The 22,054-nt window shown below is 36.7% G+C and carries 33 protein-coding genes; 31 read left to right on the top strand and 2 right to left on the bottom strand.

The genetic code is table 11. The features are described from left to right. Positions 1–2 precede the first annotated feature (2 nt). The 17 genes from K6I41_RS13965 to K6I41_RS13885 all read left to right on the top strand — a co-directional run bounded on the left by K6I41_RS13965 (position 3) and on the right by K6I41_RS13885 (position 12,691). Entirely contained in the window at positions 3–515 is a 513-nt protein-coding gene (locus K6I41_RS13965; RefSeq protein WP_250374623.1) for a hypothetical protein, read from the top strand. A 104-nt stretch (positions 516–619) separates the two neighbouring features. Next, positions 620–1,144: a hypothetical protein gene (locus tag K6I41_RS13960; protein ID WP_127491095.1), complete on the top strand. Its 525-nt coding sequence runs from the start codon at positions 620–622 to the stop codon at positions 1,142–1,144. A gap of 356 nt (positions 1,145–1,500) precedes the next feature. After that, complete coding sequence (locus tag K6I41_RS13955) at positions 1,501–1,683, top strand: hypothetical protein (protein WP_250374622.1); 183 nt, start codon at positions 1,501–1,503, stop codon at positions 1,681–1,683. Positions 1,684–2,355: 672 nt separating this feature from the next. Further along, on the top strand, positions 2,356–2,811 hold the full coding sequence (locus K6I41_RS13950; protein WP_250374621.1) for a hypothetical protein: 456 nt from the start codon (positions 2,356–2,358) through the stop codon (positions 2,809–2,811). Between the two features lie 58 nt (positions 2,812–2,869). Further along, entirely contained in the window at positions 2,870–3,307 is a 438-nt protein-coding gene (locus K6I41_RS13945) for a hypothetical protein (protein ID WP_250374620.1), read from the top strand. Beyond that, a complete protein-coding gene (locus K6I41_RS13940; RefSeq protein WP_250374619.1) occupies positions 3,267–3,581 on the top strand; it encodes a hypothetical protein in 315 nt (104 codons plus the stop codon). The genes K6I41_RS13945 and K6I41_RS13940 overlap by 41 nt, the downstream gene beginning before the upstream one ends. A gap of 59 nt (positions 3,582–3,640) precedes the next feature. Further along, on the top strand, positions 3,641–4,198 hold the full coding sequence (locus K6I41_RS13935; protein WP_250374618.1) for a DUF2280 domain-containing protein: 558 nt from the start codon (positions 3,641–3,643) through the stop codon (positions 4,196–4,198). After that, complete coding sequence (locus tag K6I41_RS13930) at positions 4,182–5,498, top strand: phage terminase large subunit family protein (RefSeq protein WP_250374617.1); 1,317 nt, start codon at positions 4,182–4,184, stop codon at positions 5,496–5,498. Before K6I41_RS13935 ends, K6I41_RS13930 begins: the two co-directional genes overlap by 17 nt. A gap of 39 nt (positions 5,499–5,537) precedes the next feature. Further along, positions 5,538–6,884 carry a DUF4055 domain-containing protein gene (locus K6I41_RS13925; RefSeq protein WP_250374616.1) on the top strand — a complete coding sequence of 449 codons (1,347 nt, stop codon included), beginning with the start codon at positions 5,538–5,540 and terminating at the stop codon, positions 6,882–6,884. A gap of 9 nt (positions 6,885–6,893) precedes the next feature. Continuing rightward, entirely contained in the window at positions 6,894–7,997 is a 1,104-nt protein-coding gene (locus K6I41_RS13920) for a minor capsid protein (RefSeq protein WP_250374615.1), read from the top strand. A 48-nt stretch (positions 7,998–8,045) separates the two neighbouring features. Beyond that, entirely contained in the window at positions 8,046–8,963 is a 918-nt protein-coding gene (locus K6I41_RS13915) for a hypothetical protein (RefSeq protein ID WP_250374614.1), read from the top strand. 111 nt (positions 8,964–9,074) lie between these two features. Beyond that, positions 9,075–9,866 (top strand): hypothetical protein, encoded by a 792-nt coding sequence (locus tag K6I41_RS13910; protein ID WP_250374613.1) that lies wholly within the window; start codon positions 9,075–9,077, stop codon positions 9,864–9,866. A 13-nt stretch (positions 9,867–9,879) separates the two neighbouring features. Next, positions 9,880–10,830 (top strand): major capsid protein, encoded by a 951-nt coding sequence (locus K6I41_RS13905; protein ID WP_250374612.1) that lies wholly within the window; start codon positions 9,880–9,882, stop codon positions 10,828–10,830. A 43-nt stretch (positions 10,831–10,873) separates the two neighbouring features. Further along, positions 10,874–11,248: a HeH/LEM domain-containing protein gene (locus K6I41_RS13900; RefSeq protein WP_250374611.1), complete on the top strand. Its 375-nt coding sequence runs from the start codon at positions 10,874–10,876 to the stop codon at positions 11,246–11,248. A gap of 3 nt (positions 11,249–11,251) precedes the next feature. Then, entirely contained in the window at positions 11,252–11,632 is a 381-nt protein-coding gene (locus tag K6I41_RS13895) for a hypothetical protein (RefSeq protein WP_250374610.1), read from the top strand. Then, a complete protein-coding gene (locus tag K6I41_RS13890; RefSeq protein WP_250374609.1) occupies positions 11,632–12,000 on the top strand; it encodes a glutamate 5-kinase in 369 nt (122 codons plus the stop codon). The genes K6I41_RS13895 and K6I41_RS13890 overlap by 1 nt, the downstream gene beginning before the upstream one ends. 37 nt (positions 12,001–12,037) lie before the next feature. Next, a complete protein-coding gene (locus K6I41_RS13885; protein WP_250374608.1) occupies positions 12,038–12,691 on the top strand; it encodes a hypothetical protein in 654 nt (217 codons plus the stop codon). Positions 12,692–12,708: 17 nt separating this feature from the next. Here the strand turns inward: K6I41_RS13885 and K6I41_RS13880 are convergent, their stop codons facing one another. Further along, positions 12,709–12,867, bottom strand: coding sequence for a hypothetical protein (locus tag K6I41_RS13880; RefSeq protein ID WP_250375812.1), 159 nt, complete (start codon positions 12,865–12,867; stop codon positions 12,709–12,711). Between the two features lie 60 nt (positions 12,868–12,927). Between K6I41_RS13880 and K6I41_RS13875 the strand changes: the two genes are divergently transcribed. The 12 genes from K6I41_RS13875 (at position 12,928) to K6I41_RS13820 (ending at position 20,319) form a co-directional block, all read left to right on the top strand. Continuing rightward, the gene (locus tag K6I41_RS13875) at positions 12,928–13,335 is read left to right on the top strand and encodes a hypothetical protein (protein WP_250374607.1); all 408 of its coding nucleotides are present in this window, start codon (positions 12,928–12,930) and stop codon (positions 13,333–13,335) included. Next, entirely contained in the window at positions 13,307–13,675 is a 369-nt protein-coding gene (locus K6I41_RS13870) for an HK97 gp10 family phage protein (protein ID WP_250374606.1), read from the top strand. Before K6I41_RS13875 ends, K6I41_RS13870 begins: the two co-directional genes overlap by 29 nt. Before the next feature lies 1 nt (position 13,676). Further along, positions 13,677–14,075, top strand: a complete 399-nt coding sequence (locus K6I41_RS13865) for a hypothetical protein (RefSeq protein WP_250374605.1) — start codon at positions 13,677–13,679, stop codon at positions 14,073–14,075. A 1-nt stretch (position 14,076) separates the two neighbouring features. Beyond that, a complete protein-coding gene (locus K6I41_RS13860) occupies positions 14,077–14,295 on the top strand; it encodes a hypothetical protein (RefSeq protein WP_250374604.1) in 219 nt (72 codons plus the stop codon). A gap of 113 nt (positions 14,296–14,408) precedes the next feature. Further along, positions 14,409–14,633, top strand: coding sequence for a hypothetical protein (locus K6I41_RS13855; RefSeq protein ID WP_250375790.1), 225 nt, complete (start codon positions 14,409–14,411; stop codon positions 14,631–14,633). 100 nt (positions 14,634–14,733) lie between these two features. Then, the gene (locus tag K6I41_RS13850) at positions 14,734–15,084 is read left to right on the top strand and encodes a hypothetical protein (RefSeq protein WP_250374603.1); all 351 of its coding nucleotides are present in this window, start codon (positions 14,734–14,736) and stop codon (positions 15,082–15,084) included. Next, a complete protein-coding gene (locus tag K6I41_RS13845) occupies positions 15,084–16,181 on the top strand; it encodes a phage tail fiber protein (protein ID WP_250374602.1) in 1,098 nt (365 codons plus the stop codon). Before K6I41_RS13850 ends, K6I41_RS13845 begins: the two co-directional genes overlap by 1 nt. Positions 16,182–16,277: 96 nt before the next feature. Next, the gene (locus K6I41_RS13840; protein ID WP_250374601.1) at positions 16,278–17,195 is read left to right on the top strand and encodes a phage tail tube protein; all 918 of its coding nucleotides are present in this window, start codon (positions 16,278–16,280) and stop codon (positions 17,193–17,195) included. A gap of 71 nt (positions 17,196–17,266) precedes the next feature. Continuing rightward, a complete protein-coding gene (locus tag K6I41_RS13835) occupies positions 17,267–17,776 on the top strand; it encodes a phage-derived protein YdaY family protein (protein WP_250374600.1) in 510 nt (169 codons plus the stop codon). A gap of 547 nt (positions 17,777–18,323) precedes the next feature. Then, complete coding sequence (locus tag K6I41_RS13830; RefSeq protein ID WP_250374599.1) at positions 18,324–19,211, top strand: DNA-processing protein DprA; 888 nt, start codon at positions 18,324–18,326, stop codon at positions 19,209–19,211. Continuing rightward, the gene (locus K6I41_RS13825; RefSeq protein WP_250374598.1) at positions 19,198–19,824 is read left to right on the top strand and encodes a hypothetical protein; all 627 of its coding nucleotides are present in this window, start codon (positions 19,198–19,200) and stop codon (positions 19,822–19,824) included. The genes K6I41_RS13830 and K6I41_RS13825 overlap by 14 nt, the downstream gene beginning before the upstream one ends. A gap of 195 nt (positions 19,825–20,019) precedes the next feature. Then, positions 20,020–20,319, top strand: coding sequence for a hypothetical protein (locus K6I41_RS13820; protein WP_250374597.1), 300 nt, complete (start codon positions 20,020–20,022; stop codon positions 20,317–20,319). A gap of 369 nt (positions 20,320–20,688) precedes the next feature. Here the strand turns inward: K6I41_RS13820 and K6I41_RS13815 are convergent, their stop codons facing one another. Beyond that, complete coding sequence (locus K6I41_RS13815; RefSeq protein ID WP_250375811.1) at positions 20,689–20,871, bottom strand: hypothetical protein; 183 nt, start codon at positions 20,869–20,871, stop codon at positions 20,689–20,691. Between K6I41_RS13815 and K6I41_RS13810 the strand changes: the two genes are divergently transcribed. Next, positions 20,792–21,103 (top strand): hypothetical protein, encoded by a 312-nt coding sequence (locus tag K6I41_RS13810; RefSeq protein ID WP_250375789.1) that lies wholly within the window; start codon positions 20,792–20,794, stop codon positions 21,101–21,103. The genes K6I41_RS13815 and K6I41_RS13810 overlap by 80 nt on opposite strands. Before the next feature lie 271 nt (positions 21,104–21,374). Continuing rightward, positions 21,375–22,022 carry a hypothetical protein gene (locus K6I41_RS13805; protein WP_250374596.1) on the top strand — a complete coding sequence of 216 codons (648 nt, stop codon included), beginning with the start codon at positions 21,375–21,377 and terminating at the stop codon, positions 22,020–22,022. Positions 22,023–22,054 lie beyond the last annotated feature (32 nt).

Raw genomic sequence — 22,054 nt, 5'->3', positions numbered from 1 at the left:
TAATGAATATGCCAGTACAACACATTTTACAAGCGGTCGATTGGTCTAAGTATAGTTTTGAAGAGTGGTGTCGTCAGTTAGGAGCATGGCTAAACGGTAATACTGAAACAATGGTTAAAGTTGTTAAAACCATGCCAACTAAGCGCATCACTCAAAAACAACGTGAGCAATTAATGGCTATGTATATGAGCGATGAAAATTTAAAAGATCGCCTGTGTACCCGTCGTAAGGGCACTTGCTGTCAGTTAAACGATAACGAAGCACGTGCAATCCATAGATTGATACTTGATCTTCAATCTATAGATGATGAGGTTCTTCAGGAGTGGATTGGGGCGATCTGGTGGCATTACGTTATGGGTGAGTCAATTCGTGATATTGCAAAGAGTAGTGACACATATGGTTCGCAAATTCAACAGGATATTAAATGTGGCTTGGCTTTTATCAAATCACGTTATCCACATTTTCAAATTGAAAAATTTATAAAGATTGTAGTTATTGAAAATCAACTTTCTTGACTGTAAATACAGGTTGTGGCATATTCGTGATATCTTGGCGATTTTTTAATTTAAAGCCATTTAAAAGCCTCGCAAATGCGGGGTTTTGTCATTCTGGGATGTTTATGGCTGACGATGATCAATTTGATAAAGAAGTTTATAAAACACTATATGAGTTTCAATTAAAAGGGCTTGAAAGTGTAAAGGCATTACATGCAAAACATGAGGATAAAGCAGCTAAATATCTAACATTTACATCAATAATTATTGCAGCTATGAGTATATTTTCAAAACAGTATTTGTTTGATGTTGAAAACAAATCTTTTATATTTTACTTAATTGTCGTTTTGATGGTTTTTGTTTTCTTGTCATTATCCAGTATAGCTAGAAATTTATTTCATGTTCTAGAAGTTAGTAAGGTGGGGAAACTAGAAAATAATAAGGATATGGTCAATTACTTTACACAGAATGAGCTAACAACTATCTACTATTATCTTTCCATCGATATGGCTGGGGTGATTAAAACATATGAAGATAGAAATGCTATAAAAGTTAATTATTTGAATAAGGCTTTTATAGAGATAAAATTCTGTGGATTAATGTTTGTGTTAACTGTACTATTGATTATAGTTGATATTTTGATCATTTAAGTGATATGGAAAAGATTCGATTTAATAAGCCTGTTCCTCCAGAGGTTGATAGACCCCCAATAGTTATTGAAGAAAGAAGTGATAAACGTAAACTGGAGCATAAATAATATGGGTATAAGTGCATCTAAGCCAGTACCGCCACCAGCTCCAACTCCACCAATCAAGATTGTTGGCGACTCTATGCCAGAAAAATTAATTAAGAAACCAAGATAACCTTTAAAAGAGCTCGCCAAAAGGTGGGCTTTTTTGTTTTACGGATTGGCTATATTCTCTTCTTTACTATAAAACACATGAATGCACTACTTTATTTACCTGTCCTGTACTAACAATGCGAGAAGGGTCAGGAGTTTTAAAATGTGAAACCACCTATAGAGTACATTCCAAATGAGGAAGAAGAAGAAGAGTCTTTGATTACAGCAAAAATTGATTCTGAAATTGGAAAACTAAGAAAAAAAAGGGATGAGCAAATTTTATCCTATACTGATGAGGATAAAAAAATTAAATATAAAGTTCAGATTGAATCTTCAACTAAAAGTTGAAATTTGATTTTTTAAAATTTGCCGAGCGTATTACGGCACAAAATGGCTCCGCTAAATACTAGATATTGGCGGGGCTTTTTTAATTTTTTTTAAGATCCATTAAAGTTAATAGTTCAAATAGCTGGATTATTCGTACTAGGAATCAAACAAGTTTACATAGCTCTGAAAATAGTTGTGTATTAAAATATCTATGTTTTTTAAACATTTGAATTATTTTATTTTTAATTCAATTCATATTGATAGTGCTTAAATATTATGCAAATATTCAGTTGGAAATATTTCCGAATAGATATTTCCTATTTCAGGTATTAGCGAAATTTTTTCGCTAAGCCCATTTCTGATTGAGAAGCAGAAATGGGCTTTTTTATTTTTAAATATTTCTGTACTATCATAGTGTTGCTTTAAGTAACACTTAACCTTGATGATCAGCGCAAATATCAAAAAGGGGGAGCTTGCCTACTAGGCAAGCTTTTTAAATTGATCGATTAGCCTGAATAATTCATTTTAAAATTAAAAAGCAAAATCAACTTTATAGTGGTATAAGTTATTGAATATAAATGATTTATATCTTATCTTAAAATTTCCTTAAAAAACTAAAATTACTTGTTGTAACATTGTTGTAATAGGAATACCTTTAGAAAAATTACTTTATAAAAATGAGGATCTCCCGAAATGCCACAGTATCTTATTTTTGCGGAAAATATTTATAAGAAAGTGAAAGATGAAGAACTATTTTCACAAGATTGTATTGAAAATATGAACACACTTATGAAATTTATACGCAGTGAAATTGAGGGGACTGAATTTAAATTAAAATATAATTTTATTGATTTTATGGAATTATTTAGTACACCACTAGATGAATGCAAAGTAAAAATAGATGTGAGTCTGATCCCCCATCATAATTTAAAAGATGAATACATTTTATGGTTAGCTGGATTTATCGAAAAAATTACAGAAGGAGGACCTAAACCACCTCCACCAATTAAAAAATTTATTCCAGAGTTTATGAGCTTAAAATCTGAATTAGATTTTTTACCTTTAAATGAGGAAAAAGTTCAAAACGAAGGTAAAGAAATTACGGATTTCTTTAATTCAAAGCTCTATAAGTCAACTTTTAAGAAGTAATATTTTATTGTCTCTGAGTTTAGCCACCGCCTAAGGGCGGTTTTTTTATGGGTGAAATATGAACGATAAAGAATACTTTTGGCTTACCCGGAAAAAAGAACCTAAAACCAAACCAAAATCCAGACCACTACCTAAGGCAAAAGAAAAATTTCTCGAGGCCGAGGAAACTTTATTTCAAGAACTAGAAGAGCATCTAATTGGTTATCGACGGAAATTTCAATTTGAATCAACCAAAAACTGGCGATTCGATTTTTATATTGTGAAGTTGAATCTACTTATAGAAATTGCTGGTAGCCCTTGGGCTGTTGGTCGCGGGGGTAGAAAGATTGCAAATGCTGTAGGTAAATATGATCTAGCTTTGGATAGAGGTTATGTATTTGAGCGTCTTGAGCCTCATCAAATTGAATCAGGTTATGCAATCAACTGGATAAAAAGTGAATTAGCGAGAATAGAAAATGGATCAGATCAGACCATTTCCACCACAGGACTTGCTTGATAAAGCCGAAGAGGATGAAGCAATTAGATTGGCTCCAGCACCAGACCTAATGAATTGGGTGATCACAAACTTTTTAACTGTTGGTGGACCTCTTCATAACCCTGATCATGATCATATTGCTGAGCTACTTCACGACAATGAAGAGTTTGTTGGTGTAATAAAAAGATGGGGAGCGGACGAAAGCGTGAAGCGACTAATTGAAGTGGCGAAGCAAGCGCCGTTTGTATCAGATGTAAATATTTCAAAGTGCTGTGGGACATGTTTAATAAGTTGAGCCGTTTGGCTCATTTTTTTTGCCATGTTTCCTTGACGTACCTTGACGGATAGAGAGAAATGGCGACTTTAAACAAAAAGCAAAAACTCTTTATTGTGCAGTCACTTGCTGTTTTTAATACCCCTCAAGAAACAGTAGCACTCGTCAAGGAAGAATTTGATATTGAAGTCTCAAGGCAGCAAGTTGAATCTTACGATCCAACTAAAGTTGCGGGTAGAGATTTAAGCAAGGAATTTAAAGATTTTTTCGAGAAAGTTCGGGATGAGTATCTTGAACAGCCACTTAATAAAATTAGCGGTGTAAATGACATTGTCCAGTTGAAAATTCTGAATGATCTGCTGTGGTCCAAAAAAAATAACGTGAGAATGACACTCCAGATCGTCGACCAGATGCAAAAAATCACCAAAGGGTTTTATGACAAGAAAGGCGATCAGGCAAGAAAGGGGAGAGTTAATGAAGAAGGCCAAACAAAAGCTGAAGTAGAGCTTGAGATTAAAAAGCTTGAGCTTCAGAAGTTACAGCGTGAAGTGAATCCACCAGAACATAGACCACCTGATGAGGATTACAAACTTGTTTTGAATCCTGATGAGGAGATCCCTAATGAGCCAATTCTTTAATCCTCCTGAAGGTTCAGTTCAGCTAACGCCAAAGCAGGCAAATATATATTTGTGGGGCTGGCAAAAAGAAGCCCGATTTCGTGATGCTGTTTGTGGCCGACGTTTTGGTAAGACTTTCCTAGCTAAAGCGGAAATGCGTAGAGCCGCAAGGCTGGCGGCTAAATGGAATGTTTCTGTCGAGGATGAAATCTGGTATGCAGCACCTACATTTAAGCAAGCTAAACGGGTTTTCTGGAAGAGATTAAAGCAGGCAATTCCAGCATCATGGCGAGCTGGTAAGCCGAATGAGACTGAATGTTCAATCACATTAAGAAGCGGCCATGTTATCCGTGTTGTAGGTTTAGATAATTATGATGACCTTCGCGGTTCTGGCTTATTTTTCTTAATCATTGATGAATGGGCTGATTGTAAGTGGGCTGCATGGGAAGAAGTACTTCGCCCAATGCTTTCTACATGTAAATATGTGGTAAATGGTGAGCAACGAGTTGGTGGACATGTTTTAAGGATTGGAACACCTAAGGGCTTTAACCATTGTTATGACACTTTCATGGATGGTCAGCCGGGGCATGAACCAGATTGTAAAAGCTTTTCTTATACCTCCCTACAAGGGGGGAATATTCCTGAGTCTGAAATCATTGTTGCTAAGCGCAAGATGGATCCTAAGACATTTAGTCAGGAATATGAGGCAAGCTTTGAAAGTTACCAAGGCGTTATCTTTTACTGCTTTAATCGTTTACTAAGCGCATCGACAGAAACAGTTCAGGCAAATGATGTGCTTCATGTGGGGATGGACTTCAACGTAACCAAAATGGCTGCAGTTGTATATGTTCGCCGTGGTGAGCAGATGCATGCTGTTGATGAGTTCGTAAATCTTTTTGATACCCCAGCAATGATTGAAGCTATTCAGGAGCGTTTTCCTAATCATGAAATTGCTGTATATCCGGATGCTTCAGGTGAAAACCGTAAGTCTAGTAATGCAAGTGAAACGGATCTGGCTTTGCTCAGAAAGGCAGGATTTAAAGTTCATGTGAATAACAGAAACCCTGCTGTTAAAGATCGCATCAACTCTATGAATGGCATGCTCTGCAATACGTTATCTGAGCGCAGGTTATTTGTGAACGTGACCAAATGCCCACACTTTGCTAAATGCTTAGAGCGACAAATTTATGATGATTATGGACAACCTGATAAGAAATCAGGATTTGACCATATGAATGATGCTGGTACATATCCAATCGCTTATCTATTTCCCATTGATAAAAAATCAATTGGTATGCGTAGAATTCGTGGGATGTCTTAAACAACGCACCTTTATAGGTGCTTTTTTATTGGTGTTTTTATGGCAGTTACTGATAAACATCCGCAGTATATTGCTGCACAAAAAAGCTGGTTGATTATGCGCGACGCTGTTGCAGGTGAAGAGCAAATCAAACAGGAACAAACAAAGTACCTGGCTAAATCAGCTGGCATGATTGAAGCTGAAAAGCAGGGGGATACGACTGGAGAGATTTATAAAGCCTATCTCAGCCGAGCTCAGTATCCATTATGGGTTCAAGATTCATTACGCACGATGATTGGTCTAGTCTCGAAGCTTGATCCGAATTTTGTTATTGAAAGTTCTTTGCTTAAAGGGCTAATTGATAATGCAACTAATGATGGATTTGGACTAAAACAGCTTTTTATTCGTATTTGTCTGGAGCTCTTGGTATTTGGCCGCTGCGGATTAATGGTAGATGTTGATGATAAAAGTGTTCCTTATTTTGCGTTATATGACGCTTTATCTATCATCAATTGGAAAGAAAACAGTATAGGTGGGCGTAAGGATCTGAAGCTATTAGTGCTCGAGGAGCAGTTTGATAATAGTGAAGATGAGTTTGGCCATGATACTAAAACAGTCCACCGTGTTTTATCCATGATTGACGGGGTCTTAGCAGTTCGTTTGTTTGATGGCTCTAGTGAAGAAGATAAAACGCCTACATTGGGCGGTAATCAATTAACGTTCACGCCTTTTGTTTTCTGCGGTACCACTGATAATTCGCCGGATGTTGGCACAGTACCTCTTTTAACCATGGCAAAAGCAGCACTAAAGCATTACCAGCTCAGCGCGGACTATTTTCAGTCACTTCATCACACAGCACATCCACAACCTTGGATAAACGGCATCGACAATGATGATGATCCAGATATTAGTGTTACTGGTGTCATGGCTGTCTGGAGTCTGCCTAAGGAATCACAATGCGGTTACTTGGAAATTTCTGGCAGTGGCATTGAATTAACCAAACAGGAAATGGATTCCCAAAAAAATGCAGCTCTTGAAGCTGGGGCAAAAGTTGTAGACACGAATACACAAGAATCAGGCGAAGCCCGCCGTGCACGTCAGGATGATCAGCATGCGAGCTTACACAGTATTGTGATGTGTGCAGCAGCTGCTATTGAACAAGCCATTAAATATGCAGCTCAGTGGCTAAAACTTGATCCTTCTAAAATTAGTTTTACGGTAGAGCCTGAGTTTATTGTCCAGAAATACGATATCAATCTGGCTAAGCAGCTTTATGAAGGTGCTATTTCTGGAAAGAATTCATTTCAGACCTATTGGGAATATATCGCTACTGGGAAGTTGCCAGCTCATGATTTTAAGGAAGAGCTGAAGCGAGTTGAAAGTGAGCGGGATAGTATGCCGTTGTAGAGGTGAGACATGACTTCAAAAGATAAAACCTTGATCGAAGTACTTACACAACATCAGGCGTATTTATATCGAACTTCTTCTCAATCAGTTAATGAATTATTAACAATCTTTAATGATGAGTCGGCAGTTATGCTGGCAAAGCTTCGAGATTTGTTGGATGAGTTAAATGATTCTGAAAAGGTAGCTCTTGCTGGTGGCCAGTACACCACGACAAACCTTAAAGAGATTCGGGATTTAATTTATCAGTGGTTTACGACAGTAAATACTTCTTTGCCTGAAGCATTCGCCGTTTCAGCTACGGCATTAGCTGTTTATGAAGCTAATTACATGGCGAAGCTTTATGGAAGCAAGATTAAGAAACCTAACGGTGAAAAGCTTTTTACTGCCGCGAAGAAGATCCCTTTAGTTGGTGGAGCACTGGTTGATGAACTTCTTTCTAAAATAGCTGAAAGCGCCCGTCTAAAGGTTGAATATGCTATTCGTGATGGGATTAGCTCTGGTAAAACTAATCAGGAAATTGTCCAGCGTATTCGTGGTACCAAGCGCCTCAATTATGAAGATGGCATTTTAACTAGCACTAAATATGATATCGATAGGACTGTAAGGACGGTTCGAAGTCATGTGGCCAATCAAGCTTACCTAGATATTTTTAATCGGATTGGCTTTGAATACGTAAAGCTTGTCGCAACGCTGGATGGTAGAACTTCAAAACTTTGTGCATCTCTTGATGGTTCCGTATGGGAGATTAACGATCCAGCTAAACGGGTGCCGCCCTTACATCCACACTGCAGAAGCATTCTGGTACCAGTTGAGAAAGATGGTCTCTTGGTAGGAGAACGTCCGTTTGTCATGGATGAGCGGAGAGTTAAAGACATCCCCAAAGAGGAGCGTAGCCAACTCATCGGCCAATTGGATGCCAATACAACATTCAGAGAGTTTTTTAAGAAAACAGATGATTTCTTCCAGAAAGAATGGCTAGGGCCAAAGCGGTACAAGCTTTATAAAGAAGGAAAATTTGATTTTGAAAAGTTCTTTGATCCTGAAGGGCAGCTTTATACATTGGAAGAGTTAAGAAAGCTGGATGAAAGGATATTTAATGAATTGGGTAAATAAAAAATACTTGGTAATATCGATATGATTTTATAGGAGTTATTTAATTAGATGAAAAGAAAAATTCTAAGATATATTTTCGGTATTTTCGTTAGTGTACTTTTTATAATACTTTTATTAGCTCTAGGTTATGCTATAGAAAACAATGAAAAGTTTATTCCTGTAATTATTGGATTGATGAGTGTATTCTCTGGTTTAGGTGGTGTTTGGATAACAAACTATTTTAATAATAAAAATCAAAATGAACGTTTTGAATTTGAGTCAAATCAAAAAGAAACTGATAGATCTTTTAACCTTAAAAAGGATATTTATTTAAATGCGGTTAATGAGTTGATTGAAATTCATTCATTAATAGGTCAAGTTCCTAATTTAGAATTTGATTTTAAAAAATCAAATGAACATTTTTTAAAATTTTGTTATTCAATGAATCGCTTGCAGCTAATTGCCAATGTAACAACGACCAAGCAAACAATGCAAGTAATGAAAGTATGTTCTAAATTGTATTTTTTAATGCTGAAGGAACGGAAAAATTTAATTGATTTAACTGCTGAGTCTAATGCAATTAAGCCTTATATCAATGTATATGAAGATGAAAAAAATAGAGTATTTAGGTTAATAACGGACAATAAGCTTTCTAAAAATTATGATCATGATTTAGACAGGAAGTTTTGGGGGGAATATGTAAATAATGAGACTAGAAGGAAAGATCTTGCTGAGCGACATTTAAATCTAGTAGAAGAGTCAAATTTAGAAGTTAGCAGGTTAAACAGAATTTATATAAAGGGAATCTCAGATGTAATTAAAGAAATTAATAAATTAAATGTGCTAATTAGAAAAGATATTAAAGGTGATAATTTAATAGAAGAATATGAAACAATCTTGGCTGAAAACAGCTCTGATGCTATGAGCTATATTGAGGAAATGATTGATGATTTTGAAGAGAAGTATAAAAGTGAAGATAGGGAATAAATAAACAAAAAATAAATATTTTCTATTTTAATTAAAGAGATGAGCAGCCAAATGGCTGCTTTTTTATTGCCTTGAGATAAGGCTTAACTTAATCAAACGAGAGGTTTGAACATGCCATTGCCATTTATTGTTGATTCACTTGATGCAATCAAAGAAGAGCACCGCGCTTTATATGTTGAGGAAAACGGGAAGTTTCGCCTCGATTTAGACGGCTATGAAGATCCAAAAGGGCTCAAAACTGCACTTCAAAGCGAGCGTGATGCCGCTAAAGATGCAAAACGAAAACTTCAGGAACTTCAAAATCAGTTCGAAGGGATTGACCCTGAAATCGTCAAAAGAGTCTTTGCTCAACTTGATCAAGATGAAGAAGCCAAGCTAATTGCTGAAGGCAAAATTACCGAAGTGATCCAGAAGCGTACCGAGAAGATGCGTGAAGAACATGAAAAGGTACTTAAAGCTGAAAAAGACCGTGCTGACAGGGCCGAAGCTTATGCAAATAAGTTTAAGGAGTCTGTGATTCAGGGGCAAATCGTTCAAGCAGCTGTAGAGCTTGAAGCATTAGCTGAAGCAACAGGTGACATTGCGTTTTTAGCAAAATCAAAGTTTGCATTAGATGACAACGGTAAAGCGGTTGCTGTTGATGAAAACGGCGAAGTGGTTATTGGCAAAGATGGCCAAACACCGCAAACCCCAAAAGAGTGGGTTGAATCTCTACGTGAGCAAAAGCCGTACTACTGGCCTAAGGCGAATGGTATGGGGGCACCAGGTAGTGCCAATACAAAAGGTCAAGTCGACATTCTCAAACCAGATGGTTCAGTGAACTTAACCAAATTGGCGCAATTACGAAATGAAAATCCGCAGTTAGCTAAAGAACTAGCTGCAAAACACAATATTAAACTTTAAGGAGTAAAGCCTAATGGGTGATACCAAAATTGCTGATGTAATCGTACCTGAGTTATTCACTCCGTATGTTTTAAATAAAACCGCTGAGAAATCTGCCTTATGGCAGTCTGGCATCGTGGGGGATCTTGAAGAAGATGTAGCTTTCGGAACGAAAGGCGGTACTACTGTAAATATTCCTTTTTGGAACGACTTAAGTGGTGAATCTGAAGTTCTTTCTGATCTAACCCCTTTAACTGTAAATAACATTACTTCAGGTCAAGATATTGCAATTCTTCATGCCCGCGGTAAGGCATGGGGGGCTAACGATTTAGCAAAGGCATTATCTGGCGACGATCCACTTGGAGCGGTTGGTGATCTTGTAGCAGATTATTGGGCCCGTGAGTTTCAAGGTTTTACCGTGAATACCCTCAAAGGTGTTTTTGGCGCTGCAAGTATGGCAAGTAATGTACATGATATTTCTGCCGAAACAGGGGCCGCAGCGATTATTGATGGTCATTCTTTTGTTGATGCGTCATATAAGCTTGGCGATGCGGTTGACAAATTAACGGCGATTTCAATGCATTCATTCACTATGTCAGCTTTATCTAAGCAGGGCTTGATTGAAACCGTGCGTGATGCTGATGGGGTTTTACTCTATAAAACCTTTATGGAACGCCGTGTGATTGTTGATGATGGCATGCCCGTTGATGGTGATGTATTTACTTCTTTCTTATTTGGTCAAGGCGCTGTGGGCTTCCAAGATATTGGCGCTCCAAATGCGGTTGAAACTGATCGCGACAGCCTTGCTGGTGTAGATATCTTGATTAACCGCCGTCACTTTGTGCTGCATCCACGTGGTGTTAAATGGGCAGGACCAAATGGAATTGCTCCTAAAAATACCGGGCTTGCAACTGGTACTAACTGGGAGCGTGTATACGATCCTAAACAGATCCGTATTGTGGCATTTAAGCACAAAATCAAATAACTAAAAGGCGGGTAACACCGCCTTATTTTTTGGAGATCCTTCTATGGGACTTTCATCATTTAACCGTGCACGGGAAAGACAACAAATGACTGAAGCTAAAATAAATGAGCTAGAAGAACAACTAGCAACATTGAAAGGTGAATTTATTGCATTCCAGAATAATCCTGAAGCTATGCAAGCACGTATTGCTGAACTTGAATTAGGTAAAGGGAAACAAACTTCAGAGGGTGACAATCAGCAAAATCAAGACAACCAAAACCCTGAAGGGGGTCAAAAAATTGGTGATGACCAGGTTCAACCAATTAACTATGCAGGACTTAAAGTTGATGAGCTTCGAGCTGTATTAACTGAAAAGGGTATTTCATTTGAATCAGGCGCTAAAAAAGACGAACTTTTAGCATTAATTCCAAAGGAATAATCCATGAGCTTTATCACTGAACAAGAAGCGATAGAACATGTTGAAGGCTTTGATGCTTTATCTGCCAGTGATAAGGCTCAATACCTTCAGATGGCTGAAGCTTATCTATTAGCACGTAATGTTATATCTTATGAAGATGTCACTCTGGTTCCTGAGCCCCTGAAAACAGCCTCATATCAAATCATCAAGGGCATTATTAAAGGTGATTTATATCAAGGGCAGGAACAGGCATTAAAGCGCAAGAAAGTAAAAGCTGATACGGTTGAGACGGAAAAAGAATTTCAAGATGGATCGGTAAAACTAACGGCAACTGAGCAGTTTATTCTTGATTTGATCAAGCCATATTGCAAACGCAAACGCGTATTTTTTGTCAGGAAAATATAATGGGCTTACGTGACGAAATTCAGGCAGATATTGCTGAAGCATTTAATGAGGATCTAGCTGATGCCGTTCACACCTTTACTTGTGAGCGAGTCACTAAGTCAAACTGGCATCCTAAGTTAGAAACTCATGTGGAAGTTATGGAAAATTACTCAGGCCGTGGTGTTCTATTTGGATCATACAGTCAATATGAGATCCAGACACTTGGAGTATTGGCAACGGATAAGAAGGCAACTATGCTGCAAAATGAAGTCACTATGGCCCCAAAAATTGATGATGAGTGGGTTACAGCCTTAGGTTCATTCCGAGTCGTTCATATTCAGCAGGATCCAGCCGCGACAATTTGGAAATGTCAGTTGAGGAAGGTTTAAATACTTGGTCTAATATCCTTCTAAACTAGGGGGATATATGGCTAAAAGAAAACTAAAAGATAAAATAGAGATCTCAATCTTTTGGCTGGGATTATTCTGTTTAACATATTTGATCTTTGGATTCATTTTAAAATCTGATTTAACTAAGCCTATTGATTCAACTATCTTTTATGAGGTATTGAGGGACTCTTTAACACTTACAGCTTACTTTTTAGCTCCTATTGCAGCTTTAATATTGTTTAGTGATTGGCGAGAACAACATGCTTCAATAAATAATGAAAAAAATAGTAAAGATATTGTGGATATTGTTACTAAAATATTTCCTTTTATTAATACATATTATTTAGATATAGAAAATGATGAGAGCTTTTTAAATTTTAGACAAAAATATTTTTCATTGTATTTTGATTTAAAAGGGAAAAAGTTAACTATTAATCCAATTGATAGTATGTCTAAGCAATTTGTTGAAGATATAGATAAATTAGAAGCTATTATTTTTGATAATTGGTCTTGTTTTCAACAACAATATCAGTTTAATAAGTTTTATGAGTCTGTACCAGAAGGAAGTCCATCAAGTGAAATTTTAAAAAGGAGCTATGGAGATAAAATAAATGAAGCTGGCGCAAAAAAATCTGAATGTTTAACAAATTATTTGAATATGCAAAAAGAGCTAAAAATACTTCATGTTTAAAACTAAGAGTTTAAGTATTAACTCACTTCGGTGGGTTTTTTTTGGAGCAAATATGACTTGGTCTGTACATGAGTTTTATGACAGCGATCAGGTAATACCTGACGATGATCAAAAACCTCATTCATTTTTTCACTGCGAATGCCATCCCGAATATGTGGATGGCATTTTTTATTCATAACGCATTTGATGGCAGAGAGGCATCTGAAACGCCTTTACTAAGCTGAAAAGGATAACCCATGGTTAGTACAGATTACGTACCTTTATGGCATATCTCACCATTCCAACATGTTCAATACACGCTTGCTAGAAATCAGCTTCATATGGATCTGTTATTTGAAGACATGAATCATGTAGACGAGTTCCTCTCCTTAGAAGGCGCAGCGGCACAAGTTGATTTTTATTCTAATGGTTCGTATGCAGTTGTCCAACTTGGCGATACTTCAGAAAGAAAATTGATTGAGATCTATGGTTTGCTTTTACATGAAGCTGTTCATGTTTGGCAGAAAGTTAAAAAGCTCATGGGAGAAAAAGAGCCTAGTTCAGAATTTGAAGCATATTCAATTCAAGCGATCGCTCAAGACCTTTTTAAAATGTATGAAGAAAGCGAGGTAAACGATGGGGTGGAAGGGGAAAAAGCCAACTGATTTTAGTTTTGATGTGACTAAAACGGCAGAAGATAAGGTAAAGAAAATTACCATGGATGCTGTTCAGTCTTTAGTTGTTTCAAGTCCCGTTGATACTGGCGCTTATCGTGCTTCTCATATTGTTTCTATTGGTTCTGGTGACTTTGGTGTACGTGGACCTGAAACAAACGCAGTGCAAGATGCAGCAATTCAAGCTGTGAAGTTTAAGCTCGGCAATTTAGTCTACATACAGAACAATAAGCCATATGCTGAACGCTTAGAAAATGGTTGGTCTGATCAAGCACCGCAAGGTATTTACAACACCACGTTTACTTATATTTCTCAAAAGTACGGTGGTTAAGATGGCAATGACTTTAGAGCAGACTAGGCAAGCCATTATCGATCGAATGCAAAGCCTTACAGGTATTGCCCAGGACAGAATCCAGTATCCAAATGCACCAGGCTTTATCGTACCTAAGGAAGGCTTATGGTGTCGCTTAACGATTGCAGGTGGACCGAGTTTTGTGGCAGGAGTTGCTGATAAACCATGTACACGCCGTACAGGTAATATCATGGTCCAGTGTTTTGCAAGACATCATAGTGGTGCGAAAGGTTTAACTGAGTTAAGTGATTCCTTACTTCAGCATTTTGAATATTTCACTAGTGAGCATTTGGAGTGCTTACAAGGACAATCAATTTTTATAGGGCAAGACGCTGACTTCATTCAGTATAATGTGACGATTGGTTATAAGGTGAATTGATATGTCATGCATGCTGACTTTAGAAGAAATCGAATTTAAACGACAAGAGCTGGAGTGTCATTTAGAAAAGGTTATGTCTGTAGAACTAAGTAAATGGCAAAGTGAAAATAAGCTATGCGTTTCGGATGTGAATATTCGGTTGGCTAAAGTGCATAACAAGGGGGAATCAAAACACAATGTCGTGACAGGCGTAAGTGTAGATCTGGATTACAAGCCTTAATTTCATCAAGAAAATGAACGCTATCAGGCAGTTTTTATGTTTATCTATATTTTAGAAAAATTAATTTGTCATAATTAATTGTTAAATTTCTATTAAAAGTTACAACACTGGAAATAGAAATGACTTTAAAAGAGCTTAATAAACACATTGATGATTTTAAAAGCAGTGGTAAAGATCCAAAGAAATTAGTAATTGGATATAAAACTTTTGCCGTTTTAATGGAAAACGATAAGTTTCTAGATAAAATTGAAAAGGATAAAGAAGATCCAATGGTCCGTTATTACAAAGGGATCAAAATTAAAATGGTGACTGAAAAGCACCATTTAGAAATTGAATAAAGAAAAGTAGTCGTAGAAAAGGGCGCATTTTAGCGTCTTTTTTTATTGCTTTGTTATAGCCACCTCATCGGTGGTTTTTTTATGTCTATAGGAATCACTTATGAGCAATTTTGTTTTTAAGCGTGGTGACACATTCAACTTAAATTTGCAGCTCGTTGACATGGATGATGCATTGCAATATCCATCAAATGATGTGCGACGAGCCATTGATTTAACAGGGTATACCTTTACTTCACAGGTTAAAACTCTGGATGGTACCGCCGTTGCAACATTAACTTGCGCCGCACTGAGCCAGAGTACGCAGAAAGGATGGTTGAACGTGAAATCAACTGTCAGTACTGCTGCATGGCCTTTGGGCTTGTGTCAGATGGATATTAAAGCGGTTGTTGGCGGCGTTATTCAACATACTGAAACTTTGATTTTTCAGGTGATTGATGGAGTAACGGCATAATGGCAAATCTAGTTTTTAAATTCTCATGGGATCATCGGCCATTTCAATATAACTCTGCTCAAGGAAAGCGGCAGTTTATGCTTCCTTTTGCCTCAGGTATTCCAAATTTAACACCCGACTGGTCGCAGGTAACAGGGCTTGGCACAGCGGCCACAAAAAATGCCGGTACTGGAAACGGAGAGGTTGCAACTTTCGGTCCATATGGTGTTGCTGATTTTGGATATGGAGCTTCACCAGTATCTGAACCGGAAACAGATTTGGATTTAGTTTATAAGTCTGGTACTCAAAAAACACGGTTTAAAAATGCGCCCTCCAATATTTATGCAAATCCATTTGTTGCAGGGTATGGGCCTTCAATTGTGATCACACGAGGAGGACTTACAGGAACGGAGTTATTCTTACCGTACTACACCTCAACACGTGCGAATAACATGGCAGTAATTGCATGGAGTTATAACTCTTCTACTGGAAATCTCAGCAAAACCGAGCAAATTGTTTATACCAGCAAGAACGCCGTCATTTATACAACAGATAACAGTGCCACAAGTGGGAAGTTGGTCACTGTTGCAAACACAGGTGAACTTAGTTCCAAAGGCTTCACCGTTGACTCAAACGGGGTTTATAAAGCAGCTTCACCGATTGCAAGACTGTTTGCAGATTCACTTGAACTCAATGAAGATGCTTCAAATCAGCCAATTAGCTTTGAAAAGATAGATATTGGTGACTATCTGATTAAAGACTCGCTGGGTTTTGCCAAAGAGGGCTGGTATATCGAAATGCCTAAGGATGCAAACGGCAATGTGGTTGTTGCGGTGTCTTATGAGCAGCTTGAAGATGGAGACATCTCAGTAAAAACTTACAAGAAAAAGTTTGATATCGAAACCGCCTCAATCGTTCCTGATTTTGATAATCCGGTAGATATTCCTGAGTCGCGTTGGATTGATATCCGACTGCATGAAGAACCTGAACCAGAGCCTGAGGAACCAGTTAGTGAAACACCTGTAGAGTTTCAACCTACCAATTTATCTGAAGCAGTAGCTGCCGCATTGAATGGTGTAGAGCCTCCAGAAGTCTCCGACTCAAATGAAACTAAATAACGACCCGCTAAATTAGCGGGTTTTTTTACGCCCATTTTTTATAACGACCTGCTGATGAAGCGGGTTTTTTTATGCCTAAATTTTGGAGAACTATAAATGAGTTCAGGCGCAAAAATTCGATTATATGCTTGTGAAGAAGCAGTACTGGGAACTACTCCAGCAAATCCAATCTGGTACGTGGTTCGCCGTGTGAGTGATGGATTATCAGAAAACGTCTCTACAGAAGAAAGCAGTGAGGTTGTAGATTCGCGCTTCCGGCAAGGTGGTGTGGTTACTGAAGCTGAAGTGGCAGGTCAGTTAGAGTTTGAATTATCTGTAGGGACATTTGATCTATTTTTAAGTGCATTGGCATTCAATAACTGGGCAGCCAACGCTCTCAGCTTTGGCGGAAATGTACGTAAATCATTTACTCTGGTTAAAGTCTTTGAAGATGTTGGTCAGGTCTTTATTTACCGTGGTGTTCAGGTAAATACGGGTGAAATTACCATTCAGACCACAGGAAAGATCACTGGTAACTTTGGCTTGGTTGGTAATTCATTTACCCGCCAGCAAGTCAATCCGGTTGTTAATCCGGTAGCTGCATCAAGCCGTCCATTGGTCAGCATGCCTAATGTTGAAAACCTACTTGTGAATGGTCAATCAACTCAAGGTAAGGCGTGTACGCAGACACTAACGCTTTCGTTTAACAATAATCTGGAAGCAGTTCGTTGTATCGGTTCGGGCAAATACACGCCAGAGTTTTACTTAGAGAAGATGATGGATATTGAAGCGAATGCTACATTTATGTTCTCGGCTACAGCTGCAGGTTGGATTGATGCAATCAAAACCCGTGATGTGTTCACTCTGACTTTCGATATTAAAGACAGCAAAGGAAGTAAATACTCATTTAACTTCCCGCAGCTTGAAGTGATGGAAGCCAATCATCCGGATGGTGGAGGTGATGACATTATCACTTTAGATATTAACTTTGCTCAAGTGCGGACAACTCCAACCATTGTGCGTGCTCTTGTGTAATTCAAATTAACAAACCTTAAAGCCTATGGAAATCCATGGGCTTTTTTATTTCCAAAATTTTCGAGGTAGGTATGGCTTTAAAAGTCGGAATTGTACGAAGCTCAGAAGTATCTAAATGGTGCACGTTTGAAACAACAAATGGGCAGGCGGAATTTAAAATTCGAGGGATTGGTTATAAACCCTTTCAAGTAGCGCTAGAGAAAGCAGGTAATCAAATTACGTCCAAAGGCTATGATGTGATGGTAAGAGATGAAAATAGCAAGCTATATCATGAGCTTTTATTAGATGCGGCTGGCGCTCATTTAATCGAAGACTGGAAAGGCGTTGTTTTCGCTGAAGTTGAAGATGAAGCTACAGTCGAAACTGAACAGCCCTATACAGCAGAGAATGCATCTAAGCTACTTAACCTTGGTGATATTGGACTATTGATCTGGTCATTCATTAAAGAGCAGGCGCAAAAAATTCAGGAAGATGCTGATAAGGACAAGGCGACAATTTTGGGAAAGTCATCGAACTCTACAAGTACCAAAAGACCTATGCGTCGAAAACGCCGCACGAAATCGAACAAATTAAGTTCTTAGGTGGACACGTTCCAGATCCACCAGAATATTCTTATGCAGCTGACTCAATTCTTGCAGCCTTTAGCACGATTATTAGATCAAGACGATATGAGCAAAGTGTACCGTTGTGCTTAGATCAGCAGGCAATCAATGTCTATGCTGAGCATAATGATTTACCTGTTGATGCTCATATCTTTAATGACTGTATTTTTGCTTTAGACAACATGCTTTTAGATGAGTGGCATAAGGGGTTTAAGAAGAAAAAATAAAAGGTTTTAAGATCCAACTTCTTAAAACTAAATCTAGTGCGGGGTATTTTAAGAAAAACGCAATATACCGCACTTTTAGCATAGTTTTAAAAAAATTATATATCTATTTTTTAAAAAAACCATAAATCAATAAGATATTGATATTTAATTGAAATTATTGAAAATACACCCATTATTGGATGTAAAGCACAATTGACAATTGCCTTTTTTATGCTAGTTTTGCCATATACAAAAAATTGTTTTGTGCAATACAGTTTTATTTTTTAAATCTATTATTAGGTTGATATGGGTTAAAGGTTATGAACGCAGCTATATCAAAAAGCTTGTTTAAAAGACCTCCCGTCAATGTTGAAGACGAGATGGGGGCTTATGAGTTCCTATGGGCTCAACAAGGCACAACATTTAAAAAATTAGCAGAGTTATTTCAAGATAATCCTAATACACTTCCTTCTGAGTTGGTTGATGACAGCTATATTAAGAATACCCTTAATGAGCTTAACTATTGGATAAAGGAAAAGGACTTTGATATATCTTTGTATGGAACCTTGGATTATCCAGAATCTTTGAGGGATGCAGTATACCCCGTTGAAATGTTCTATTATAAAGGGTGGTTAGAACTTTTATCCTCCCCAAAACGGGTTGCGATTGTTGGGAGTAGAAACCCCTCACCAGAAGGTGTGATTAGAACAAGAAAACTAACAAGGCTTCTAGTGGAAGCTGGATACACTATTTTTTCAGGTTTGGCAAAAGGCGTAGATACTGTTGCCCATACGACAGCTATAGATAACGGTGGAAAAACTGTTGCAGTTATAGGTACTCCTATTACTGACTATTATCCTCCAGAGAATAGAAATCTTCAAAACTTTATCGCTAAAGAACATTTGCTAATAAGTCAGGTACCAATCAAACGTTATCATGAGCAAAATTTTAGAGTTAATAGAATCTTTTTTCCTGAAAGAAATGCAACTATGTCAGCTTTATCTCAAGCCACAATCATAGTTGAAGCTGGAGAAACATCTGGTTCATTAATTCAAGCAAGAGCAGCATTGAAACAAGGCAGAAAATTGTTTATTTTGGATAGTTGTTTTAACAATCCTAATATTACATGGCCTCATAAATATGCTGAGAAAGGAGCTATTCGTGTGCGTCATATAGATGATATACGAGGCGCCCTTGAGTCAGAATGATCTTCGATTTCAGACTATTACACCAGATAAGTTAGCAGATCATAGTTATTTAGATGAGAATGATCATTGCTTTTATTTTGGTGAATACACTGCTCGTGCTTCATTTTCGCATAGTCAAACTAATAATATTATTTCAAATTTTAAAAAATCAGTTGACCGTAAGGGATTACCTGAATGGAAATATAAAACTCAAGCAATAGAGCAAGTAGCTAATATTTTAAACGGGACTTTAAACCCGATTTCAACAGTTTTATTTGTGCCAGTTCCCCCTTCTAAAACGAAGGATCATCCATTATACGATGATAGAATGATTCAAGTTTTAAAGAAGTTAAACCATGGGTGGATGGACGGATGTTATAGAGAATTAGTTGTTCAAATTAATTCAACAGATGCCTCTCATCAAAGTGATGCAAGACGAGATGTTCAAAAGTTAATTCAAAATTATCGAATAGACCAAAATCTCCTTCAACCTGTACCTGAAACAATAATAATAATTGATGATGTTTTAACTACAGGGTGTCATTATAAAGCAGTGAAATATCACTTAGAACAAGTTTTCCCATCTGCGGATATATATGGGCTTTTCATAGCTAGAAGAAAAATTGAAGAATAGAAAATTAAAAATATATTTTACTAATTTAATTATCTTTAATTGGTATAAATTTCAATTTTTTCACTTGTTAAAACTTACTCATTATTAGATTGGAAATTTTTATGAAAACCATTATCTGTTTAATAAGTTCTATTTTAATATCTTCTACTACGCTTGCAGATCAAAAATTTATTTTATAAAGGCCAGTGTTTTGTTGTGGATGGCAAGAATATAACTAAACCATGTCTTGTTTCTGAAAGTGGTTCAGCTGAGAGATATCAAACAACTCTTATACTTCCTGATGCCTCATATTATATTCTTCAAGAGAAAATAACGGTTTCAGACGGTGAAGATCTTACTTACTCATTGGGTGAAAAATCAGATGAATTATTAGAAGCTGAAATTTATCCGCGGGACTTTAAAACTAAAAAGTTTAGTGAAGACTATAAAAATGATGCATGGTCTTGTATTAAGCAAGTCAAAGGTAAGTTAGATATTTGCCAAAGTATAAAATGATTTAGGTTTTTAATTCAAAACTCACCACCTCCGGGTGGTTTTTTAATATCTATCTTTTCCTAATTTATTGTTTTGTGTAAGATACAACCTATAAATAACTAATTTTAATAACTTTATATTTGATTGGGGAATGTATGTTAGAAAAGCTTTTAGAAAAGTTATGGGTATTAAATGACGTCTTTGAAGAATATCCCAAAGTCTTTTATTTAAAGATGGTTTATCTCGTATTGATAGTTGCAGTGATCTTTCTTTTCTTTCCATGTTTAAGGTGGCTTGCGAACCTTCAAATCCTGAATACTTATCCTTTATATGAACTTATATTAAGAAACTTTGACACACTCCGTTGGGGGGTAGTTGTATTACCATTAATTATTGCCGTTCATGGATTTTTTGAACTAATTGGACTTCATGATCGTCTAAAAAAGAGAAAGTACGGAAGATGAGAAATTCAACTTTTTTATCTTCTTGCTTGGTGATCTCTTTAACTTTTGTTGGTTGCACTAAACAATTGGAAAATAAGGCAATTCCTTCTTCAGCTGAAGCACAGTTCATGAGTGCGGACCAACAAATAGGGAAGATGCTCGATGACCTAGAAAATCGAAATATTCCCCTTCAACGGAAGAAGGGGATATTGTGCAACACCTATCCTGATGTCTACAAAAAACAGTACATGCCAGCTCTACTTAAGCTTTCTCCTAAAGTATATACAGAGGAAACTCTATTAAGAGACTATGAGGCTGTGATTAGCTTCTATAAAAAAACTTTTGTAGTTAATTGTGGTTGATTTTTGTCACTTAAGCCTTTAATAATTTGTTTTCTAAACTTGAAAATTTTTAATAAAGGATTCTAATGAGAAAATATTTTTCATGGTCACTAGTTTTGGTATTTCTAATTATTGTTTATTTGCATTTCGTTAAACATATGACAACACAAGATATTGCAGATTTGATAGTTGACCAGGTAGGGATAACTAATACAAATAAATGAACCGCCTTCGGGTGGTTTTTTTATGTCCTAACTGTTAAATTTTACTCATTATTAAAATGGGTATTTTTATGAAAAGATTATTGTTTTCATGTTTATTAATTGGTTTAGTTGGATGCAAAGAAACACAAACGGGATTTGATAAAAACTTGTTCAATACTTCTTATAGTAAATGTGTGGATTACTTAACTGACTCTTTGAAAAGCCCTTCAAGTCTTAAAGTCCGTGCTGCGAATATTTCATCTAATACTGCGAACGCTGAAGATATTAATAGCGTATTTGGTGAGTTAATTACTAAAAACGGAATCATAGAAGAAAATATAAAAACTGAAAAAGCACGCTTTAGAGAATTGTTAGTAAATATTGATTATGAAGCACAAAATTCCTTTGGCGCATCCATCAGAGGGCTTTATCAATGTAAATACATCACTAGATTGAATAATACTGAAACTAGTCCAAAGCCTTTAAACATTTATCTATATAAATTGATTAATGATGGTGAAGACATCAATCTTGGAGTCAATATTCCTATATCTGAATTGAATGGCTCAAATTTCTCTATAAATAGTGATATCAAAAAAATTGTAGGTACAGCCGATAGTCAATTTAATGAAACTGATAGCAAACGTTTTAAAGAAATTGAAAGTATTAACGAGTTTAAACGTCTTGATAATGAAGCTGAAAAACTTCGACAAAGTTGGGATGAGTCATTTTCTTAATTTTTGAAGGTTCCTAACTAAATAGTATTTAA

It is taken from the genome of Acinetobacter sp. AS23 (assembly GCF_023612055.1).
GTDB lineage: Bacteria > Pseudomonadota > Gammaproteobacteria > Pseudomonadales > Moraxellaceae > Acinetobacter > Acinetobacter oleivorans.
Note: the sequence above shows the minus strand (reverse complement) of the source record. Positions and strands in the feature narration are given on the sequence as shown.